Genomic DNA, 21,447 nt, shown 5'->3' on the forward strand with positions numbered 1-21,447 from the left:
GGTAAAAGTCATCCGCAATACTCAAAGTAAATCAATATACAATTAAAACCCGCTATTAAACCCTAAAAAGCAATAATTTAGTAATGAAGGTATTGAAAATAATTCCAATGCCTCTTTTTTTCTCTTAAATATAACGGTGAACCGCACAATGAGTAAATTCAGCTTGAAGATTACTTGGCAACTAGCTTTGTCAATATCATTATAGGCCCAACGAAACTTCAAAAGTCGTTGGGCCTTTTACATGTACTTATCAAACGTGGGGTAAATCTAATAAGGAAGCACAGGAACCGTCCCTCTGCTTCAAGCCACAGGAACCGTCCCCTTGCTTCACCACCCTCGCTTCACTCAAACCGTACCCGCGTCTGCCGGGTGAACACCATGCCGGTAATAATCTTTATACTCGGGCTTCATTGGTCTTTGTCCACGGATAATATCGGCTGCTTTTTCCGCTAGCATCAATACCGGTGCATGGATATTTCCATTTGTTGTATGCGGCATTGCAGATGCATCAACTACCCGTACATTGTCCAGGCCATGAACTTTCATGGTCTCTGGGTCAACGACTGCCATTGGATCGGAGGCAGGTCCCATTTTTGCCGTGCAAGATGGATGAAGTGCTGTTTCGGCGTCCTTCTTTACCCACTCCAGAATTTCCTCATCTGTTTGAACAGATGGTCCAGGTGAAATCTCACCCGTACTGTAAGGCGCTAACGCTGGCTGAGAAAGGATTTCCCGTGAAACGCGTATTGCTTCAATCCATTCGCGTCGATCTTCTTCAGTAGACAGATAGTTACATACGATACTTGGATGCTCAAAAGGGTTACGTGAACGGATTTTTAGGCTTCCTCTGGAGTTGGAATACATCGGTCCAACGTGCACCTGGAATCCATGCTTCGTATCTGCCTTTTGCCCATCATATCGAACTGCAAGCGGCAGGAAGTGGAACATCAGATTTGGATAATCAACTTCATCATTCGAACGGACGAATCCGCCGCCTTCAAAATGGTTCGATGCTGCCGGTCCAGTGCGTCCAAGCAGCCATTGCAAGCCGATCCAAGGCATTTTAGCTTTATTTAAGCTAGGCTGCATGGAAACTGGCTGCGGACAAGCGTGCTGAATATATACTTCGAGATGATCCTCCAGGTTTTCACCTACACCTGGCAAGTCAAGGACTGGATCAATGCCAAGTGAGCGTAAATGGTCAGCGTCACCTACACCGGACAATTGTAGTAGCTGTGGTGTGTTGAATGCACCACCGGAAAGAATCACTTCTCCCGCGTTAACATGATAGGTTTTTCCATTCTTTTGGTAGGTTACACCCTGTGCTCTGGTACCATCAAAATTGATACTCGTAACAAAGGCACGCGTCTCTACTGTAAGGTTTTTGCGTTTCATTGCTGGACGTAAATATGCTCGTGAAGCAGAAACCCGTCTTCCGTTATGCACCTGGCTGTCAAATGGACCAAAGCCTTCTTGACGAAAACCGTTTACATCTGGTGTTCTAGAGTAACCAGCCTCAACACCTGCATCGAAAAATGCCTGGAATAAGGGATTCGTCGCAGGTCCACGTTTTAATTTAATTGGACCATGGTGACCGCGGTACGTATCAGATGAATCCGCTCCAAAGGCTGTTTCCAATCGTTTAAAATACGGAAGACAATGGGCATAATCCCAATTTTCCATGCCCGGTTCAGATCCCCACCGATCGTAGTCCATCGGGTTGCCGCGTTGGTATATCATGCCATTGATGGAGCTTGATCCTCCAAGCACTTTCCCCCGAGCATGCGCGACACGACGTCCATCCATATAAGGCTCAGGATCTGTGGAATAAATCCAGTCATAGAAGCGGTTGCCTGATGGGTACATCAAAGCTGCCGGCATTTGAATAAATAAATCCCAAAAATAATCATTTCGCCCTGCTTCAAGAACAAGTACACTGCTATTTTCATCTATGCTTAGACGGTTGCCGAGTACAGAACCTGCACTGCCTCCGCCTACAATTACATAATCGTATGTTTGATTCATCTGAAATACCTCCTTAAAGATTGTTAAATGGAATACATTGATCAAAAAGTCGTCTATCGTTGTTGACATGATTGGCAGAAATTTTTTGTTTTCAATAAATCTAGCAATCTGGCAAACAACTTTATCTTCTTTGACTGTATAGGCTTTGTTTAATTTATTAAATATATTTTTAACAAACGGAATAGTATAAACATAACATGTTCCTTTAAACTTGTAAATCTTGGTTTAGTACTCAAGTTTTCGGAACAAGTACAAGGCACATGTTGAAATAAACTCAAAATATAGCTCTAAACCTTTCCGTTAAAGAAGGCATAGAGCTATTGATTATAAAGAATAGATTTACTACATCAGATTTAGTTAAACCATTTAATAGGTTCAGGCTGTTTGTTGCGATAAATATGCTTAACCTCAGTATATTCCGCCATACCTTCGCGGCCAAGTTCACGGCCAATGCCTGATTGCTTATAGCCACCCCACGGTGCTTGTGCAAAATAAGGATGGAAGTCATTGATCCAAACAGTACCCATTCTTAAGCGCACCGCGACAAATTCTGCTTTATTTAAATCCTGTGTCCAGACGGCTCCAGCCAAACCATAAATCGTATCGTTCGCTAATCTGACAGCTTCTTCTTTGGTCTGGAATGTTTCTACTGTCAATACCGGACCGAATACCTCTTCCTGGACGATGCGCATATCACTTGTACAGTTTGTAAATATAGTAGGTAAATAGAAAAAGCCATTTTGCAATTCAGGATCATCCGGACGCTTTCCGCCAACAGCTAGTTTGGCACCTTCTTCTTTACCTATTTCCACATAGCTTTCAACCTTCGCACGGTGATCTGCAGAGATCATTGGGCCGCTTTGTGTATTTTCATCAAAACCATTGCCTAATTTGATTTGCTTCGTTCGTTCAATGAGTGCGTCAACGAATTCATCATGGATGCTTTCTTCAACTAATAGCCTTGATCCCGCAGAGCAAACCTGTCCCGCGTGGAAAAACACAGCATTTAACGCCTGATCAACCGCAGTTTCAAAATCAGCATCGGCAAAAACGATATTTGGGTTCTTTCCGCCGAGTTCAAGTGCGATTTTTTTCACATTATGACTCGCTGCCTGCATGATTGTTTTTCCAGTTTCAATGCCGCCGGTGAATGAAATTAAATCAACGTCTCGACTGGCAGCTAGCTCTGCACCAGCAGAAACTCCGGAACCGAGCACTAAGTTCGCTACACCCTTTGGTATGCCAACCTCTTCGATTAGTTCAAAGACTTTCACTGTTGTTAATGGTGTGATTTCACTCGGTTTTATAACAATCGTGTTGCCTGCTGCCAATGCCGGTGCAATCTTCCATGCGGCTTGTAACAAAGGATAATTCCATGGTGTGATTTGACCACAGACACCGACTGGCTCGCGAACAACTTTGCTTTCACTGTTTGGTATCGGCGAGGCAATGACTTCACCGCCATCTTTATCCGCTAAACCACCGAAGTAAAAGAATACGTTTGCGATGTCTGCCATATCAGCACGGCTTTCTTCGACTGTTTTACCCGTATCCAACGTCTCCAATTCAGCTAGCTCTTGCAAATCCCGCCGAATCAATGTACCTATGCTGTAAACAAGCTCACCACGAACACTTGCAGGTAATGTGCTCCAGCTGCCTTCATCAAATGCGATCCTTGCTGCTTGAATGGCTGCTTGCGTATCTGCTTCGTTTCCTTCTGCAGCAGTCGCAATGATTTCTTGATTATAAGGGTTAATGATATCTCGTGTTTCTCCGGATTTAGCGTTCACCCACTCACCATTTATATACATTCTTTGTAAGTTCAACTCATCACTCCTTCACTATAATGATATTGTTAAATTTGTTAAATAAAAATTAAACATTATTAATAATAATCGTAACAGTACGATGATTTACTTGTCAAACGCTGAAATAAAACGAAATGGTTCTATCCCCTGGCTAGACAACAATGAAACAAGATGAACGAAATATTCACATTTGACAAAATAAAATCTTTCGTTAACCTATTACATAGAGTAAATATATTTAAAAAATATTAAACGCATTTATTTTATTTAATAAAAGGAGGCGAAATTAGTAATCGAAGCGCTCTTGGCAAAAGTGTATGTTTCGTAATAAATGTTTGCCAGAATAAATTTCAGAAAGGTGTTTGACAAGTAATGAATTTTCGCAGAATGAGTCAATTAATTTTATTTACCTTACTACTTTTTGTACTAGCAGCTTGCGGTTCTTCCGGTGATAGTGAAGGTTCGGATAATACAACGGGTGATTCGAATGAAAGCAAAGGGAACATCACGATCGGTCAGATTAACTGGCCAGAAAATATTGCAGTAACAAATTTGTGGAAGGCTGTTCTGGAAGACGAAGGGTATAACGTGGAATTAAAGCTTCTCGAAATGGGTCCGCAGATGGCAGCTCTAGCTTCAGGAGATTTAGATGTGGCACCGGAAATTTGGTTGCCAGTGCAAGATAAAAGTTATTTTGAAAAGTACAAAGATCAAGCTAATTTTTTCGAAAATCCGTGGTATGAGAATGGGAAGGTCGGATTGGCTGTTCCAACGTATATGGAAGATGTGAACAGCATTGAAGATTTAAATGAAAACAAGGATAAATTCAATAGCGAAATTATAGGGTTTGAGTCTGGGGCAGGAACAATGCTCGTAACGCAGGATGTAATTGAGGAATACGGTCTTGACTATGATTTGGTAGGGAGCAGTACGGCAGCAATGATTTCATCCATTAAGAAAGCGGTTAAGGAAAAAGAACCGATCGTTGCACCGCTATGGAAACCACATTATGTATTTTCTGAAGTGGACTTAAAATTCCTGGAAGACCCGAAAAAAGGGTTTGGCGAAGTGGAGAAAATTTATATGGCAACCCGCGAAGGATTTGACTCAGACAATGAAAAAGTCAGCAATTGGCTGAAAAACTTTAAATTAAGCGACGAGCAGCTTGGTGAATTAATGATTAACATCAAAGAAAACAAAGACAATCCTATTAAAGGCGCGGAAAAATGGGTGAAAGATAACCAGGATGTCATTGAAAAATGGATGAAGTAAACGAAAGTAAAAGAGAGGATACTCCATAAGAGAATCGTCTCTTTTCCATGAAAAATGCTTTATATGTAAGCAGTATGCTGTTGCTGAATTTGTGTTGCATCTTAGCAATTTTAATTATAAAATAAAAATATATTAAATTTATTATGAATCAATTTAACAGCAACTTGCTCTATTTTCCACACAAAAGAGGTGCCACAATGGAAGGAAACCGGAATAACTTTACGAATGAAAAAGCCAAAGAGAAAATCGATCAAGCTGAAAGTATGATGATCAATACGATTTCAGAAACGATGGATCTTTATGGTGTTACCCCTTCAGTGGGACGTCTGTACGCAACCATGTATTTTAAACATAAGCCAATCACCCTTGACGAAATGAAAGATGCACTCGGTATGAGTAAACCAAGCATGAGTACATCTGTCAGAAAGCTTCAGGAAATCAATATCGTTCAAAAGGTATGGCAGAAAGGCTCGAGAAAAGATTCATTCATGGCTGAAAAGAACTTCTTCAATTACTTCACTCAATTCTTCGGTGCAAAATGGGAACGTGAAGTGAGTATGTTTTTGGTTAGTATTCAGAAGGCCCAGGAACAGCTCAATGAGGTGATTGAAAATAGTGAGGCGGATGAAGCATTGCGGGAAAAAGCCATGTTGCATTATAAGCAGCTCGATGATGCCATGATCTATTATCATTGGCTGGACAAGCTTACTAAACTTACTAAATCTGGCGAGATATATAATTATATACCCGTTGAAGATACTGATGAAAAAGAGTAGTTATCATAATGCTGTCGATTAGAATTAACTGGCAGGTATGTAAAATCGGGTCATGTACTGTGATGATCTCCATAATTTGAAAGGATCAGTCCCTTACCGCTAACGTATTCGTGTTGTAGGGGCTGATCCTTTTTTGGGTTATCTTACTCTGCTCCGGCTCTTCTGGGGCGGGGTATTGACATCGATTTGAATTATTGTATAATTCTAAATAGGAGAAGTACGGAAGGTGGAATCGGGTTTGCCAACATACTTGTAATGGTTACGTAATTAAATTGTACATTTCTTTTTTTGAACAAGGTTGTTCATTAACGGGAGAAGTGTGCCTATTTTTAGCCATTACAGGGAACGCGGGATAATCTGTTGTATTAATTCCAAGCGGGATACCTGTATGGTATTCCGCTTTTTTTGATGGAAATTATTCTCCCTTCAGCTATTATTGGCGTTCCTCTGGATAAATTGGAGGAGCGGGTTATGAGTTTAAATGCTGTTACGTATGAGATTGTTGCACAGGAAACACCTAACGTAATACGGAATTGCAGGAATTGTAAGCGAAGCACGGAATACTTTTGCAGTGATAAATTCAGGGTAAATGCAAATCAGAAAATAGTTGATATTTGGCTCATTTATAAGTGTATACACTGTGAAGGTACATGGAATTGCCCTATATTATCAAGGTTAAATGTAAATCGAATCGATCCAATACTGCATCAAAAGTATATGAATAATGATAAAGAGACAATTTGGCATCACGCCTTTCAAATCAGTAAATTACGGAAATTATGTGATGCTGTGAAAAACGACATCAATTATGAGGTAAGAAAGGAAAAGTCCGAATCAGTTTCCGATGAAGCGACAATCAGAATTTGCTGTAAATATGATTTTGGTCTTAGAATAGATAAACTGCTGGCAGAAATATTGGATATTTCAAGATCGAAAGTAAGCAAAATGGCAAAGGAAGAAACGTTTTTGCTATATCCAACTGTTTCTATGAAAGATAAAGTTATAGATGATTTACAAATAACAGTCAAAGGTAATCGAAGGGTATTTGGTTAGCGTATTCCGAATAAAATAAGAGGCTGGGACATAACTAAATTGTTTAATCCAAAGCCGAACATTTCACCATACTAGCGAAGGAAATACACGGAGACTCCTGCGGGATGAAAAGCCTAGGTGAGACTACGTAGAGCGATAGCTCGGAGTAGGCTCAGCAGCGCCCGCGGAAAGCGTAGTGTATTACCGTAGCGGTATGTATGCACCAACTATGTTCGGAATTTATTTTGGTTAAAACACTTTTGTCCCAGGCTCATTTTTTTGCCTCTTATATAGAAAAACCGAAATTTTAACGTACTAACTATAAATGCAGTTTCCCAATACTACCCCATATAACTTCCTTGTAATTGGGCATTTTTGGACGATCTTACAAATTCACCAAACTTGTCCATGACAGTATCCAGAAATGCGAGGGTCATCTCATCCGTTAACCGACCTGCTTGATCATCAAATTTCTGAGGCGCAAAATTAATCAGTACCTCATTACCACTTGGTGGAAGTAAATTCGCCTGAATACCTGTAAGAATTTCACGCAGGTTTAGCTGTGCTCGAAGTGTTCCTGCCATGCCAATGCTGACGCCAGCGGCCATAACTGGTTTACCGACGAAAACCTTATCGACTCTGGAAGCCCAATCGATGGCATTTTTTAACACACCGGGGATCGACCAATTGTATTCGGGTGTGATGATGATAACCCCATCTGCATTTGCAATGGACTCTTTGAATTTCCTTACAGACTCTGGTGGATTGTTTTCTTCATCCTGGTCAAAATGGGGAAGGGAACGAATATCGGCAAACTCCATATTCATTATCGTGTTGTAACGTTCTTGAATGGTTTTCGCTAGTTGCATGTTATAAGATTCTTTTCGTATGCTTCCGACTATTGTAACAATGTTCATGATTTATTATCTCCTACTACGTTATGAATAATTTTTGTGATAAGTTTTTGCAGCTCGTTAATTTCTTCTCTAGACATACCCTTAGTTAACGTTTCGCGTATTTTTTGTTGAGCCGGCAAAACTAAATTGGCAAGTTGTTTGCCCTCATCTGTTAAATGTACTTTAAATGTGCGTTTATCGATAGGATCACTAACTTTTTTAATAAATCCCTTTTTCTCTAAACTCGTAATCATACGTGCGATGTTAGCTTTGTCCTTATTAAGCCTTAATACAATTTCGTTAGGTGAAATACCATCCTGGTTCCATAGCATCATCATAATTAGATTTTGCTCTGGGGCAAGATTGAATGGCTCTAAATGTTTCCTAACACAACTAGTGATAGTCAAATCAGCATTATGAATTAAAATTCCAACATTATCATCCAGATTCAATAAAACAAACCCTCCTTTAAACTTGTTGACTATACAACGTTGATATGTCAACATTAATTTAAGTAATATAATTTGTCAAATCAATAGGTTTGTCCTTGTAATTATTGTCGCCGGCAGGATACTTATCCATTCACCCAACGCCATTTTGGAAGGAATTCTCTTCATTTAAAGTTTCTTTTTAATTCTGACACAGGCAATCATACATAAACACTGGAAGTAAGCCACCTCTAATGCCGGCATTTTTTGATCGGATGCAGGTTTTCCAAGGGTTTACACAAGCAATAAGGAAACCGATTTCTTTAAATTGTATAATTTTTGCAAATTTATATTGATTTTTATAAATTCAAGCAATATAATGAGAAAAAGAAAGCGTTTTCCTAATGTGGTTAATGCTTTTTGTTTACCAAGTTACGAAACCGCTTTCCTAAATGTGTTGATTTTAACCTGACAAATTACATAAACCAAGGAGGTGTATGAAGCGAATACCTATAGACCATCGAGGATTTATCCAGTCACATATTAAATTAAAAAACGGGGGTAATTTTTAATGAAGAAAAGCAAATTGGTATTGTTGTTTGGTGTTCTGTTTGCACTGGTCTTTTCCCTTGCTGCCTGCAGTGGTGATGATGAGGCGAGTGGGAGTGAAGATGGCGATGGCGATGTTACATTAGATTTCTGGGTGTTTGGTGCCACGAATTATGAAGATTTAGCTAAGGAATACGAAAAAGATCATCCTGGCGTAAAAATTAAAGTGAAAACATCCGAAACAGATGATCATCACAACAGCTTATTTACTTCATTATCGGCTGGCAGCGGTGCACCTGATATTGCCATGCTGGAAATTGATCAATTAGATAGATTTAAAGAAGCACAGGATAGATTCGTAAACTTATATGATATGGGTGCCGATGAGGTTCAGGATCAGTACTTAGAATGGAAATGGCAAATAGGTGAGAACAGTGATGGTGACTTCTTGTTTGGATTGCCAACAGATATTGGACCAAAGGCTATGTTTTATCGCACAGATTTGTTTGAAGAAGCTGGTCTGCCAACAGAACCAGATGGGGTTGAGGCTTTAATTCAAACGAAAGATGACTTCATTGAAGCTGGAAAACAAATAAAAGAGAAAACCGGCAAACCATTATTAGATAGCATGGAAATGGCATATCGCGCAGTCATCGATGGAGCTGAGGAAAGTTTCTTTGATAAAGACGGTAACCTATTGATTGAAAACGATGGAAACGCTGTCAGAAAGGCATACGATTTAGCAGTCGAGTTAAATGAACTTGGCCTTGTCGGCGAATATACGATGTGGACGCCAGAGTGGGGTAACGCTGTAAACAATGGTGACTTCGCGGTTGAGCTAGGCGCAGCATGGCTAAAAGGATGGATGCTGGACAATGCCCCTGATGCATCTGGCAAGTTCCGCATCGCAACATTACCTAAAGAATTCGCTGGTAACTGGGGTGGTTCTTATATAGCTATTCCTAAAGAAACGGAGCATGCGGAAGAAGCATATGAATTCGCGAAATGGCTAGTATCTCCTGACAGTCAATTAAAATCATTCACGAGTGAGGCGGGGCTATTCCCTTCATCACCAGTTGTATATGAAATGGAAGAATTCAAGAATACAGAAGACGAGTTCTTTGGCGGTCAAAGTACAGCACAGTATTTTGCGAATGCAGCAGAGGATATTAGCTTTATTTACAAAGGACCAAAATACAAAGCAGCTAATGATGAAATCCTAAATGCCTTGAGTAATGTGCAGCAGCAGGATGGAGACCCTGATGATGAATGGGATGCTGCGGTAGAACGAATTAAAGCGCTTATTAGCAGATAAGTTGTTTGAAAGCAGCAGATGCATTGATGTGGCGGTCTCTCCTGCCACATCAATGTCATTTAGCAGAATGGACTGATCTGCAAATAGTTGTACGGGTGTTCTTAGCATGCAGCTGCGTAGGCGCAACGATGGTATTCGCTGTGAAGGCCCGGGGGATGCCTAAGTTTTTCTTATAGAAAGGAAGGGGAGTCAATGGCCTTTACTCGCAAAAGGAAATATCGTTCTGAAGCAACGAAGGATAAAATAAGTGCATATTTATATATTTCGCCCTTCTTTATTATTTTTGCCATTATTGGGCTTTATCCGGCTATATTTAGTTTGTATCTCGCATTTCAAAAATGGAATGGCTTAGGGGAAATGTCATTTGTCGGGCTGCATAACTTTACCGTTGTATTGCAGGATCCGATCTTTTGGAAGTCGCTTTACAATACCGTTGTAATGGGAATTATGGGTACGGCACCGCAGATTATTGTTGGAATTATATTGGCGTTTATTTTAAACCAGGCCTATCTTAAGTTTAAAAATACATTCCGAGCCATGGTATTTTTACCTTATATTACATCGATGGTAGCTGTCGCCCTCGTGTTTGGCGTGTTTTTCAGCAGCAATGACACAGCCCTGGCCAATTATATCTTAAATTTATTTGGGATGGATTCGGTGGCATGGAAAACAAGTGAATGGGGTGCAAAGATTGCTATTTCCATTATGGTTTTCTGGCGCTGGATCGGCTATAATACGATCATTTATTTAGCAGGGCTGCAAAGCATTCCGAAAGACTTGTATGAAGCTGCACGAATTGATGGTGCCAGTATATTACAGCAATTGCGTTACATTACGATTCCGCTGTTAAAGCCGTTCATTGTGCTGACTGTATTCTTCTCGACTGTTGGGGCACTGCAATTGTTCACAGAGCCAACCGTGTTCTTGGGTTCCAGTGCATTTAGCAGAACAGAGGCGATGACGGTTGTTATGTATTTGTATCGTGATGCGTTCAGCTTGCAATCCTTTGGAACAGGTTCTGCTACAGCAGTAATTTTACTATTCATTATTGTTGTCGCTTCTGCTATCAATACCTATTTAACATCGGGGGTTCGCGGTAAAGGAAAGGGGATGAAGTCATGATAAAGAATTTTAAACTGGGCCGATTTTTCGTGTATCTGTTTTTAATTGTTGCGGCTTTCCTTTCCGTATTCCCGTTTTACTGGATGTTTGTGATGGCAACAAGGCCAAGTGCGGCATACAATTCGATTCCCCCAACGTTAACACCAGGGGATCAATTGGTGGAAAACTTTCAAAAGGTATTGGAAAAAATCCCGTTCTTCGGGGCAATGTTTAATACATTGATAATGTGCTTAGTCGTTACATTAGTAGTTTTATTAATTAGTTCATTAGCTGGTTTTGCCTTTGCGAAATTTAAGTTTCCCGGAAAGAATATATTGTTTGTGTCGATTTTATTAACGATGATCATACCGCCCCAGCTTGGCTTGATCCCGCAATATTATTTAGTGGCGAAGTTCGGGCTGTTAGATACGCTATTTGGTGCGATGGTTATCTTTTTCCTGAACCCTCTTGGAATTTTCTTGATGAGGCAGTATATTTCACAGTCTGTTTCCGATGAATTGATTGAAGCTGCCAAATTGGATGGCTGCTCTAATTTCCGTATTTTCCGAAGTATTGTTCTCCCAATTATCCTGCCTGCCTTTGCAACATTAGGAATTATTGTCTTTACGGCAACCTGGGGAGAATTTTTATGGCAATTTACTGTTCTTAGGGACCCAGATATGTATACAATACAGGTAGCCCTCTCTTCCATGAACACAACGAGCAATGTAGACTTTGGGATGATTCTGTCTGGCGTATTTTGGGCAACGATTCCTTTAGTTATTGTGTTCTTGATGTTTAATAAATTATTTATCGCTAGTATTACAGAGGGTTCAGTTAAATAGACGCAGACATGAGGGAATGTTATGAAACTTACCATTAAAGATATTGCAAAACTTGCTAATGTTTCACCTGGAACCGTTTCAAAGGTAATTAATCAAACAGGAAACATCAGTCAGCAAACAATTGAAAAAGTAAATGAAATTATTGAACAAACAGGCTATCAACCTACTTTTTCCGCAAGATCATTAGCAACAAAAAAGTCCAATCTGATTGGATTAATCTATGCCGGAAATATTAATGCCGAAATGAACCATCCATTTTTTAATGATGTTGTAAATTCATTTAAAAATGCGGTCGGAAATCTTGGCTACGATATCCTTGTTTTTTCCAACAACAAATTCAGCCGGGATAAGCAGGATTATTTGGCGCGGTGTAATCATTATCAGCTGAATGGCTGTTTAATTATTGCTGGGGACCGCATTGAGGAGGCTACACTTGAACTGGATAAAAGTCATATTCCGTGTGTTGGGATTGACATTGCGTTAAGCGGTCCGAACTCAAGCTATGTGACAACTGATAATAATAAGGTCTCGGAACAGGTTGTGACCCATCTGTATTTGAACGCGATTAAGGATGTTGCCTTTATCGGTGGTCCTGAGTACTCCGTTGTATCGAATATTCGTAAAGAAAGCTTTATTCGTCAAATGAACCTTTTTGGCATGAACACAAAGGATGAGTGGATCCAGTATGGTGACTACTTTGAAGAAAGCGGATACCAGGCGATGAATCGCATATTGGCGGGCTCATCCGTTCCGCAGGCTGTTTTTGCAGTTTCCGATATGATGGCATTAGGTGTATTAAGGGCACTTAAGGAAAAGGGTGTTCGTGTCCCGGTAGATATCAAGGTCATTGGCTGTGATGATATTGAAGCATGCCGCTACAGTGATCCAACACTGGCCACGGTCAAGCAGGATAAGGATAAAATGGGTAAATTAGCAGCATATATGCTTCATGATTTAATTAATGAAGACGCGGAACCTAATTCCGTGCAGGTTGATCCAGAATTAGTCATTCGGGATTCCTGCTTAATGGATAATCATGCGTGATAAACAGGCTGGATTTTCAGGTAGAAGGTATAACGACAAACATGGAATAAACATATAGCGTAAGAGGTGGAGACATGAAAGAATATTTGGCTGTTGATATAGGCGGCACATTTATCAAATATGGAATAGTCAACGAACAGGCAGCTATCGTAGAATTGGATAAGACAAAAACACCAAAAACCTTGGATGGGTTACTGGAATTGCTGGAGGAGCTTTATCAAAAGCATCTCGATGCAGCGGGTGTCGCAATCAGTTGTCCTGGGGCTGTTTCTGAATCTGGCGTCATTTACGGAACAAGTGCACTTCCATATCTTCATGGGCCAAATATCAAACAATTGATAAAGGATCGATTGGGTGTACACATCTATATGGAAAATGACGCCAATTGTGCAGGCTATGCCGAGGTGTGGAAAGGAAAAGCACGTGGGATAAAGGACGTTCTGGTTATGGTTATCGGAACGGGTATTGGCGGTGCTGTCATCAAGAATGGGTTGATTCATAAAGGTGCCAATCTTCATGGAGGCGAGTTTGGATACATGGTGCTTCCGTATGATTCGGCAACTGGATACGATACTTGGAGCGGCACTGCTGCAACTGGTGCATTGATTAAAAAGGTAGCTCGTCTGAAAAACATGAACAAGGATGAATTAACAGGTGAAGCTATTTTTGAGATGGCAAGTGCTGGCGATGAGGTTTGCAGCAAGGCTATCGATCAATTTTATCAAATACTAGCTTTAGGTATTTATAACCTGCAATATATCTATGATCCAGAAATTATTCTAATAGGCGGCGGTATCAGTGTCAGGGATGATCTGATTGATAACATAAACGAAAAGCTGGATGGTATTTTACATCAGCTTGAAGCATCGAAAATCAAACCGAACATCGACACCTGTGAGTTCCGCCAGCATTCTAATTTACTAGGTGCTGTCTATGGGTACATTCGTGAAACAGAAGGGGACGCTTTCTCTAATCCTGATTTAACCCGTGTTAACGGGCAGTAATACGACTGTTTCAAAATTGGGGACTATGACCGTTTCCTTTTTCTCAATATGTTAATCAATAATAAATGGAGTTGAGATCATGTATCATGCAAAACTAGATCAATTCCCAAATGATTTCCTATGGGGGTCTGCTTCGGCTGCTTATCAGGTGGAAGGGGCATGGAATGAAGATGGTAAAGGCCCTTCTGTTTGGGATAACTTTGTAAGGATTCCTGGTAAAACATTTAAAGGTACAGATGGCAATGTAGCAGTGGACCATTATCACCGCTATAAGGAAGATGTGGCATTAATGGCGGAAATGGGACTGAAGGCGTATCGCTTTTCCGTATCCTGGAGCCGCATATTCCCGGCTGGTAAAGGTGAAATCAATGAAGCAGGGATACAATTCTATGAAAATTTAATTGATGAACTGCTTCGCCATCAAATCGAGCCAATTGTAACGTTATATCATTGGGATCTGCCACAAGCCTTGCAGGATGAATATGGCGGCTGGGAATCCCGGGAAATCATCGAGGATTTTAACAATTATTGTGTGGCGCTGTTTGAACGATTTAAGGATAAAGTGAATTACTGGGTTACCTTAAATGAACAGAATGTATTTATTAGTCATGGGTATGAACAAGCCTCCCATCCTCCAGGTGTACGTGATCGAAAGCGTATGTACGAAGCGAATCATATCGCTAATTTGGCCAATGCAAAAGCGATTCAATCGTTCAGACAAATCATTCTAAACGGTAAAATTGGACCCAGCTTTGCCTATGGACCTGCCTATGCATACACCAGTAATCCAGAAGATGTTCTGGCAGCAGAAAATGCTGAGGACTTTAACAGTCATTGGTGGCTGGATGTGTACGGCTGGGGAGAATATCCTAAAACGGTCTGGAAATATCTTGAAAAATATGATCTGGCACCAACAATGGAAGCGGGTGATGAAGCGCTATTAAAAGCGGGAAAACCCGATTTTATGGGGGTAAACTACTACCAAACAGCAACTTTTACGGCTAGCCCATTAGATGAGGAATTCGTTAATGCCAAGGAAAACCACGATGGTAAAAAAGGTAATTTTGTTGAAAATGGCAATGCGGGATTGTTCAAACGGAAGCGCAATGAGGCATTGGAAACAACCAATTGGGATTGGGAGATTGATCCAACCGGGTTGCGCATCGGACTCCGAAGAATCACAAGCCGTTATGGGCTTCCCGTATTAGTGACGGAGAATGGGTTAGGTGAATTCGATAAACTTGAGGAAAATGATGTTATAAACGATGATTACCGCATTGAATATATCCGCAAGCATATCGAGCAATTGCAAGCAGCCATTGCAGACGGTGTGGATTTACTCGGGTATTGCACCTGGTCGTTTACTGACTTATTGAGCTGGCTGAACGGGTATCAGAAACGTTATGGCTTTGTTTATGTGGACCGGGATGAGTTGAACGAGAAAGAATTGAGGCGGATCAGGAAGAAGAGCTTTTATTGGTATAAAGATGTGATTTGGTCGAATGGGGATAGGTTGTGAATTTGATAAATCTGATCCTGTAAAATAAATTTTTATAGAAATGAATTGGAAAATCAAGGGGGCAGTTCCCCACTTTGCTAAAGTATTAGCGTAGTGGTGGACTGACCCCTATTGTTTTAAACATTGTTCTCGCCCCCATAAACTTGAGGCTTAATCCGAATACAGTAAGTAACTGTGAAATTCTATGTGAAACGTATGATTTGTGAATGGTACAAGGATGATGTGAATAGGAATAGATATATATTTAAGTAAATCAGGATTAAAGAATCAAAATGAAAATAATGATTTGGGGGATTAGCTTGGCAACAGAGAGTGAACTAATTAATAAATCCTTTCATGAAAAATTCATAGGTGAAAACAAACAAGGACAGCCTATCAAAATATTGGGTGAGATGTATACAGAGGAAATGCAGAAACCGCAGCCAAATTTATCTTTTATTCGCTTTGCACAAGGGGAAGTATACTTCTTAAATAATGATTATGAAGCAGCGATTTTCAAATGGCAGCATGCTTTAGAGGAAGAATTCATTCCATGGACACAGAAAAATATTGCAGATGCCCACTTGGAAATGGGTTTGCTGGAGGATGCAGAAAGATTTTATAAGCAGGTAGATTCCGAATCACTTGCATTGCAATCGGAGGTCTTGTTACAGCTGTTTTCATTGTATATACAGCAAGGTGATCAGGATAAGGCTGTTGATACAATCATGAATGCTGTTAAGTTAAATCCGGATTATTCCCATGTAACGAAAATAGCCCGGAAATATTTGGAGGGTATTCATGATTGGGGTAATGCGGTTGAACTGGCTGTTGGTGAGGCAATACGTACAAAGTCACATTCATGGTTTGAAGTTTTATCAGAGTATGTCAAACAAGGGCTGACTTTTAACTATGAACCAAACTATTTTAATGAATTGTTGGTAGATTTACTGCAATTGGATCCTAACCGATTTGAACTTTTTACGGAGCTATTGTGGAAAAGCTATGAGCAAAGTGACTTTTATATCGAGTGGCTGGAAGTGATAAACCAATTACTCTTGAATGATAGAGATGAAACTTCGTATGTTTGGAATAGACTCCCAATCTTATTTAAAGAGGGTTACTGTGATTTAATTAGCGGAAAGTATTTGATCAGGGACATTTCGGGGTTAATGCAGCACCATTTAGCGAACTGGTTAAATGTTTCATCTGAATCAGATTCTTTCATTTCCGCAACTGCCATACTTGCCTGGAATGAAACATTTCCTTCCCTATTTGATGCTGAATTGGTCCGTGAAGCGGAATACCAGTTTGAAATTTCAAATCCGAATCAAAATGGGAGAAAGGACGGTATAGCGCTTTTTGATTCCATTAAGACATGGGCAGAAGGAGAAGGTCTGTCAGAAGAGTTATATCAAATCACAGAGCCTATGCTGGCAGAATACAATATTGAAGTGGCGAGCCCATCAAGAATCCGGGATTTGGTTAAAACCTCTATAGAGTTTCTGCTGGAACAAAGAGTAGCCTTGGAAAATGATGTACAGGAAGAAATAAATCGGAATGAAGATTTACTAACAAGCCTGCATGATATTCATCAACAGATAGGTGATATGGAGAAAGAAATGGCGACTGTTATGACAGATTCGTTCCGTACTTTAAAAGAATCTTCAACACAGCATGTGATGCGTGAGCTGCCTAAACTGTTACAAGATTGTTCCGAACTTGTTCAGGAGGACAGTGATTTTTCAAAAATTCATATCGAACTAAATGAAGAGATGAATAAGCGGATTGCTGCCTATATGAAAAACGATGTCTTAAATCATCAGAAGCATACTGTTCAGAAATGGATCGAGGACTGTAAAAAGGAGTTTCAAGACAGTCAGATTACATGTAATGAGCTAAGTGAGAATATTAACCAAAACTATGGTGATGAGCAGGTTGTATTGCAGGGTGACTTTAAGGTGCTGGATGATTGGCAGCGGGACTTAGAACGGATATCCCGAGGGTTGCTGCGCTTTGAAAAGGTAAATGTTCTGTTACGTAATACCCCTTCCCAGTTGTTTTTGAAAGGGGCGGGCAAATTATTAGGGTCTATTTCTAAAAATAAAGAAATGCTCCACAGTAAATATAAAAACTACATTGAAAATGCAGATTATAGTCAGGTGACAGAGGATATTATCACCCCTTTCATGCAGCAATTAGATTTGTTTGAGGGGTCGATAGAATGGGATATTAGCAGGTTTTTCTCAGAATCATTGGAGGAACTAGATCGTAAAATGGATAAGGTACAGCTGGATATTGAAAGTCATAAGAATTCGTTAAATAAGATGCATGATACACCTGAATTCTATCGTGATCCACTTACCATGTTCGAGCTGAAGCTTCGCCAGTATGAGTTGATGAATACTATAGGGTGATCTGTTTAGGAATAGCAGTGCAGGAATTAAAGAAGTTTTGGAAGTAAATAGCGGTTAAAAAAAGCATCCATTTCACATAATGGACGCTTTTTTTACTGGGAGTGACCTGTGGACCGCATTTCACTAGAAAGCTCCAACATATACAATCCCTGCCTACTCTAATACTCACCCTTAATCACAAAAAACGACCCGCGAATTGTCCCAGCCAGTTTAGATTTCTGCCTGGCAAACTTAAATTTCCCTTCCAATTCCTTTGGTACTTCCATTCCATCAGAAAGCTTAAAACCAACAGCTCGCTTCTTGGGATTATCAACCGTATACATGACGTTGACGCCTAAACCATCCTCATAAAAGACATAGGCGAATTTGATATTTTCCACTTGAAAACGCGATGTTTCTAACGGTTTGGCTGAAAATTCAAGATCACGTTCTTCACTCAAAATTTGGTTCACATAATCAAGTGTCTCCTGGCTTTCGCTGGCTGGTACAACCGTAAATTCATGCTTGTATTTGTTCATAAAGTAACGGGCTTCATTAGCGCGTAAACCAGCAAGCGCTTCTGCCACAGGTGAAGACTCTAACCCAACTGTAGACACATTTTTAAAATCAACGGTATAGGACATTTCCATCTCTCCTTTAATATTAGTCTAGATCGATCACATAGAAGCTGATGGCATAAGCAAGGCACACTACGATTGTTTAAATTTTTCAGTAACTTGCTTATGCGATCGCTTCTAAACAGTTATCAAAGCTTTCTCTTTATTTCCTAACAACAGGTATCCACATTTCACCATATACAGAGCCGCTCCGCTGTTCCATCTCAACGGTTGCATTTGGCCCGCCTACATAGGCGAAGTCCTTTGCTTCTGGCAGGACTTGGCCAAAGGCAATGCCGGTAAGCTTAGTACTTAATTCATCAGCGGTCTTTTCTTCTCCTTTAACAACTAAGTATTCCCCTTTTGGAAATTGGATAACCCTTGATGCTTCCGGTACGGTTTCCTCTGTCATGACACCACAGTAATACATCATCTTGTTGTTCACCGCTTCGTTAACGGCAAAAATGTAGTCATTTGCAGCTGCATCTTTTAACATGTTGAGCCGTCCATCCTGTTCGACAGCACCCCAAAAGTCTGCCTTTTCCTTATTAATGCCGGCAAAGTCTGTGTAGTCACTCTTAAGCTCCGTTCCAATACCTACAACGGTAAAGCTCTCTTTTTCCTCTAAATTATAATCTGCCATGTTCAAAACCTTCCTTTTTTTAGAATTGACCAAATGATTTGTCTTTTCATTTGATACGTTTATAATAACCTTAAATCATGTCAAAAAGTGACACTGTTTAGGAGGTTCCGATGAAAAAAGTTCAACGGATTAATATCATCATGCGTTACATCAACAACCGCGCCCAATTTACAATCTCTGAAATTATGCAGGAATTTAATATCTCTCGTTCAACGGCTATTAGGGATATTAGAGAAATTGAAGCAATGGGAATGCCGCTTGTCGCTGAAGTTGGACGGGATGGGGGTTATTTTGTCATGAACAACTCTGTCCTGCCAACTGTTCGCTTTACGGATAATGAGATTAAGGCCCTTTTTATTGCCTTTATGGCCACAAGAAATCAGCAGCTTCCCTATCTGAAAAGCCGTCATTCGCTTGCCGAAAAATTATTAGGACTCATCTCGGAATACCAGCAGGATGACCTCGTTCTTTTAAACCAAATCCTGCTTTTTGAAGGGACCAATCCGAACAATCCCGACCTGCTGGATCTGTCAGACCTGCCCCATCCTATTTTAGAAGAACTTATCCAAATCCTTCTTTCGGAAAGTTATTTATGGATTACCATCAAGGAAGAGAAGGAAATAAAGTCTTATCCAATTTACCTCTTGCACCTTTATCGTGAAAAAAGCTTTTGGCAAATTGAAGGCTTTGACCTGCAGGATGAGAAGAAGAAGACTTTCCCAGTCGACAATCTCACCAATGTCAAAGCATACCCAACGAAAAAAAGATTAAGCAGGAAAAAGGTTTTAGAAAAACTAAACAAGCAGGAGGAAGTATTTAATCTTGTCCTTGAACTTGGTCCAAAGGCTATTGCACAGTTCAAAAAGTACCATCCTTTAACGGTTTCATTATCCTATACAAACCCCTACCAGACTACAGCCATTCTAAAGCTGTTTATTAATATTACTAATCGCGAGGAATTGACCGAAACGACAAACTGGCTGCTTTTCCTTGGCGGGGATATCAAGGTCAGGGAAATGCCAGAGGAGTTCCTTGAAGAATTACAGGAGAGGTTATACTTATTCAGCCAATAAGAGTGAAAGCGTGGGGACGGTTCTTCTGCTTCCGAAGCAGAAGAACCGTCCCCATGCTTTCCCACATTTCCCAAAATTATCGCGGGTATGATAAAGTGAAATAAAATACTAGAATTGCAAAACTAAAGGTTGGAATGAAGATGAAATATATTAGTATGATTGATGCTTGTTATCACGGTTTAACAAAATCAGAAAAAAAAATAGCAGATTATATTAAAAAGGAAGGAAAAAAAATTATATACCAGCCAATTAAAACGTTTACTCAAAATGTAGGTGTTGGGGATGCGACCGTAATCAGGTTTTGCAAAAAGGTTGGATTTGAAGGATATCAGGATTTGAAGCTTCAAATTGCAGCTGATGATTTGTCTGAAGAATCTCCTTCCATAGATACCTATATTGACCGAGTTGCGAGAAACTTTGGTAAAGTGATTTCCTCAACAATAGATTTGTTAGACAAAGATGCGTTAGAAAATGCTATCACAGAAATTGAAAATTCGAATAAGATCCTTATTTTTGGTGTTGGAGCTAGTGGATTAGCAGCGCAAGAAACGGAAATTGGATTTTTAAGGGTTGGTAAATCAGCAAAAGCAGTTACAGATTCACATTTTCAAGCAATGGAGGCATCGTTGACAACAAATAAAGATGTCATTATCGTTTTAAGCTTATCCGGAAGAACGAGGGATGTCTTTGAATCCATGATGATTGCAAAAAAGAATGGTTCAAAAATCGTTGTAATTACCGATTTTAAGTTATCTCCGATCGCAAAGAATGCCGATATTGTGTTGAACACGTCGATGGAAGAAACGATTGTGGATGGGGGTTCCTTATCCGCGAAGGTATCCCAGTTACTTGTGGTAGATATAATAACAACAGGATTTGCTTTACGAAATAAAGATAAATCTGTTAAATTGAACCAGATTACGGCTAAATCAATTTTGGACAAAACAATCGAATAAGTACCTTTCCTTGAATTACTGTATGGCTTTTTAGGTTATACAGTTTTTTTCTGTTGTTCTTTAGAAGTTGTTTAAAAATTCAAATGAGTCATAAAAGGCATTGTAATTAAAAATTAACGTGTTATAATGAAATTGAAGTAAAACTCCATAATTAAATCAATAAAGGGAG

Annotated in this window: 18 protein-coding genes; 12 read left to right on the forward strand and 6 right to left on the reverse strand. The window is 39.9% G+C overall.

Annotated features, from left to right (window positions below; all coding sequences use genetic code 11):
• Positions 1 to 345: 345 nt before the first annotated feature.
• Together betA and betB are read right to left on the reverse strand one after the other, a co-directional pair.
• Positions 346 to 2,025: a choline dehydrogenase gene (betA, locus tag IEV74_RS11160; protein ID WP_188455471.1), complete on the reverse strand. Its 1,680-nt coding sequence runs from the start codon at positions 2,023 to 2,025 to the stop codon at positions 346 to 348.
• 353 nt (positions 2,026 to 2,378) lie between these two features.
• Positions 2,379 to 3,836, reverse strand: coding sequence for a betaine-aldehyde dehydrogenase (gene betB / locus IEV74_RS11165; RefSeq protein WP_188455533.1), 1,458 nt, complete (start codon positions 3,834 to 3,836; stop codon positions 2,379 to 2,381).
• 369 nt (positions 3,837 to 4,205) lie between these two features.
• Between betB and IEV74_RS11170 the strand changes: the two genes are divergently transcribed.
• From IEV74_RS11170 to IEV74_RS11180, 3 genes are all read left to right on the forward strand, one after another.
• On the forward strand, positions 4,206 to 5,105 hold the full coding sequence (locus IEV74_RS11170; RefSeq protein ID WP_188455472.1) for a glycine betaine ABC transporter substrate-binding protein: 900 nt from the start codon (positions 4,206 to 4,208) through the stop codon (positions 5,103 to 5,105).
• 197 nt (positions 5,106 to 5,302) lie between these two features.
• A complete protein-coding gene (gene cudC, locus IEV74_RS11175; protein ID WP_188455473.1) occupies positions 5,303 to 5,881 on the forward strand; it encodes a choline uptake/conversion transcriptional regulator CudC in 579 nt (192 codons plus the stop codon).
• A gap of 471 nt (positions 5,882 to 6,352) precedes the next feature.
• Positions 6,353 to 6,934: a DUF1062 domain-containing protein gene (locus IEV74_RS11180; RefSeq protein WP_188455474.1), complete on the forward strand. Its 582-nt coding sequence runs from the start codon at positions 6,353 to 6,355 to the stop codon at positions 6,932 to 6,934.
• 320 nt (positions 6,935 to 7,254) lie between these two features.
• Here IEV74_RS11180 and IEV74_RS11185 read toward each other — a convergent pair whose 3' ends face one another.
• Both IEV74_RS11185 and IEV74_RS11190 read right to left on the reverse strand, forming a co-directional pair.
• The gene (locus IEV74_RS11185) at positions 7,255 to 7,830 is read right to left on the reverse strand and encodes an NADPH-dependent FMN reductase (RefSeq protein WP_188455475.1); all 576 of its coding nucleotides are present in this window, start codon (positions 7,828 to 7,830) and stop codon (positions 7,255 to 7,257) included.
• Positions 7,827 to 8,261, reverse strand: a complete 435-nt coding sequence (locus tag IEV74_RS11190) for a MarR family winged helix-turn-helix transcriptional regulator (protein WP_229683139.1) — start codon at positions 8,259 to 8,261, stop codon at positions 7,827 to 7,829. The genes IEV74_RS11185 and IEV74_RS11190 overlap by 4 nt, the downstream gene beginning before the upstream one ends.
• Positions 8,262 to 8,808: 547 nt before the next feature.
• Here IEV74_RS11190 and IEV74_RS11195 point away from each other — a divergent pair.
• The 7 genes from IEV74_RS11195 to IEV74_RS11225 all read left to right on the forward strand — a co-directional run bounded on the left by IEV74_RS11195 (position 8,809) and on the right by IEV74_RS11225 (position 18,010).
• A complete protein-coding gene (locus tag IEV74_RS11195) occupies positions 8,809 to 10,101 on the forward strand; it encodes an ABC transporter substrate-binding protein (protein ID WP_188455477.1) in 1,293 nt (430 codons plus the stop codon).
• Positions 10,102 to 10,293: 192 nt separating this feature from the next.
• Positions 10,294 to 11,223: a carbohydrate ABC transporter permease gene (locus IEV74_RS11200; RefSeq protein WP_188455478.1), complete on the forward strand. Its 930-nt coding sequence runs from the start codon at positions 10,294 to 10,296 to the stop codon at positions 11,221 to 11,223.
• Positions 11,220 to 12,047, forward strand: coding sequence for a carbohydrate ABC transporter permease (locus tag IEV74_RS11205; RefSeq protein WP_188455479.1), 828 nt, complete (start codon positions 11,220 to 11,222; stop codon positions 12,045 to 12,047). Before IEV74_RS11200 ends, IEV74_RS11205 begins: the two co-directional genes overlap by 4 nt.
• Positions 12,048 to 12,068: 21 nt before the next feature.
• On the forward strand, positions 12,069 to 13,091 hold the full coding sequence (locus tag IEV74_RS11210) for a LacI family DNA-binding transcriptional regulator (RefSeq protein ID WP_188455480.1): 1,023 nt from the start codon (positions 12,069 to 12,071) through the stop codon (positions 13,089 to 13,091).
• A gap of 74 nt (positions 13,092 to 13,165) precedes the next feature.
• On the forward strand, positions 13,166 to 14,095 hold the full coding sequence (locus IEV74_RS11215) for an ROK family protein (protein WP_188455481.1): 930 nt from the start codon (positions 13,166 to 13,168) through the stop codon (positions 14,093 to 14,095).
• A 79-nt stretch (positions 14,096 to 14,174) separates the two neighbouring features.
• Positions 14,175 to 15,614 (forward strand): glycoside hydrolase family 1 protein, encoded by a 1,440-nt coding sequence (locus IEV74_RS11220; protein ID WP_188455482.1) that lies wholly within the window; start codon positions 14,175 to 14,177, stop codon positions 15,612 to 15,614.
• Between the two features lie 299 nt (positions 15,615 to 15,913).
• The gene (locus IEV74_RS11225; RefSeq protein ID WP_188455483.1) at positions 15,914 to 18,010 is read left to right on the forward strand and encodes a tetratricopeptide repeat protein; all 2,097 of its coding nucleotides are present in this window, start codon (positions 15,914 to 15,916) and stop codon (positions 18,008 to 18,010) included.
• A 158-nt stretch (positions 18,011 to 18,168) separates the two neighbouring features.
• Here IEV74_RS11225 and IEV74_RS11230 read toward each other — a convergent pair whose 3' ends face one another.
• Positions 18,169 to 18,633 carry a DUF8821 family protein gene (locus IEV74_RS11230; RefSeq protein ID WP_188455484.1) on the reverse strand — a complete coding sequence of 155 codons (465 nt, stop codon included), beginning with the start codon at positions 18,631 to 18,633 and terminating at the stop codon, positions 18,169 to 18,171.
• A 136-nt stretch (positions 18,634 to 18,769) separates the two neighbouring features.
• Complete coding sequence (locus IEV74_RS11235) at positions 18,770 to 19,249, reverse strand: GyrI-like domain-containing protein (RefSeq protein ID WP_188455485.1); 480 nt, start codon at positions 19,247 to 19,249, stop codon at positions 18,770 to 18,772.
• 110 nt (positions 19,250 to 19,359) lie between these two features.
• Between IEV74_RS11235 and IEV74_RS11240 the strand changes: the two genes are divergently transcribed.
• Positions 19,360 to 20,322: a helix-turn-helix transcriptional regulator gene (locus tag IEV74_RS11240; protein ID WP_188455486.1), complete on the forward strand. Its 963-nt coding sequence runs from the start codon at positions 19,360 to 19,362 to the stop codon at positions 20,320 to 20,322.
• Positions 20,323 to 20,462: 140 nt separating this feature from the next.
• Positions 20,463 to 21,278: a MurR/RpiR family transcriptional regulator gene (locus tag IEV74_RS11245; protein WP_188455487.1), complete on the forward strand. Its 816-nt coding sequence runs from the start codon at positions 20,463 to 20,465 to the stop codon at positions 21,276 to 21,278.
• Positions 21,279 to 21,447 lie beyond the last annotated feature (169 nt).

The sequence above is a fragment of the Virgibacillus oceani genome (assembly GCF_014638995.1).
GTDB classification, from domain to species: Bacteria; Bacillota; Bacilli; order Bacillales; family Amphibacillaceae; genus Virgibacillus_E; species Virgibacillus_E oceani.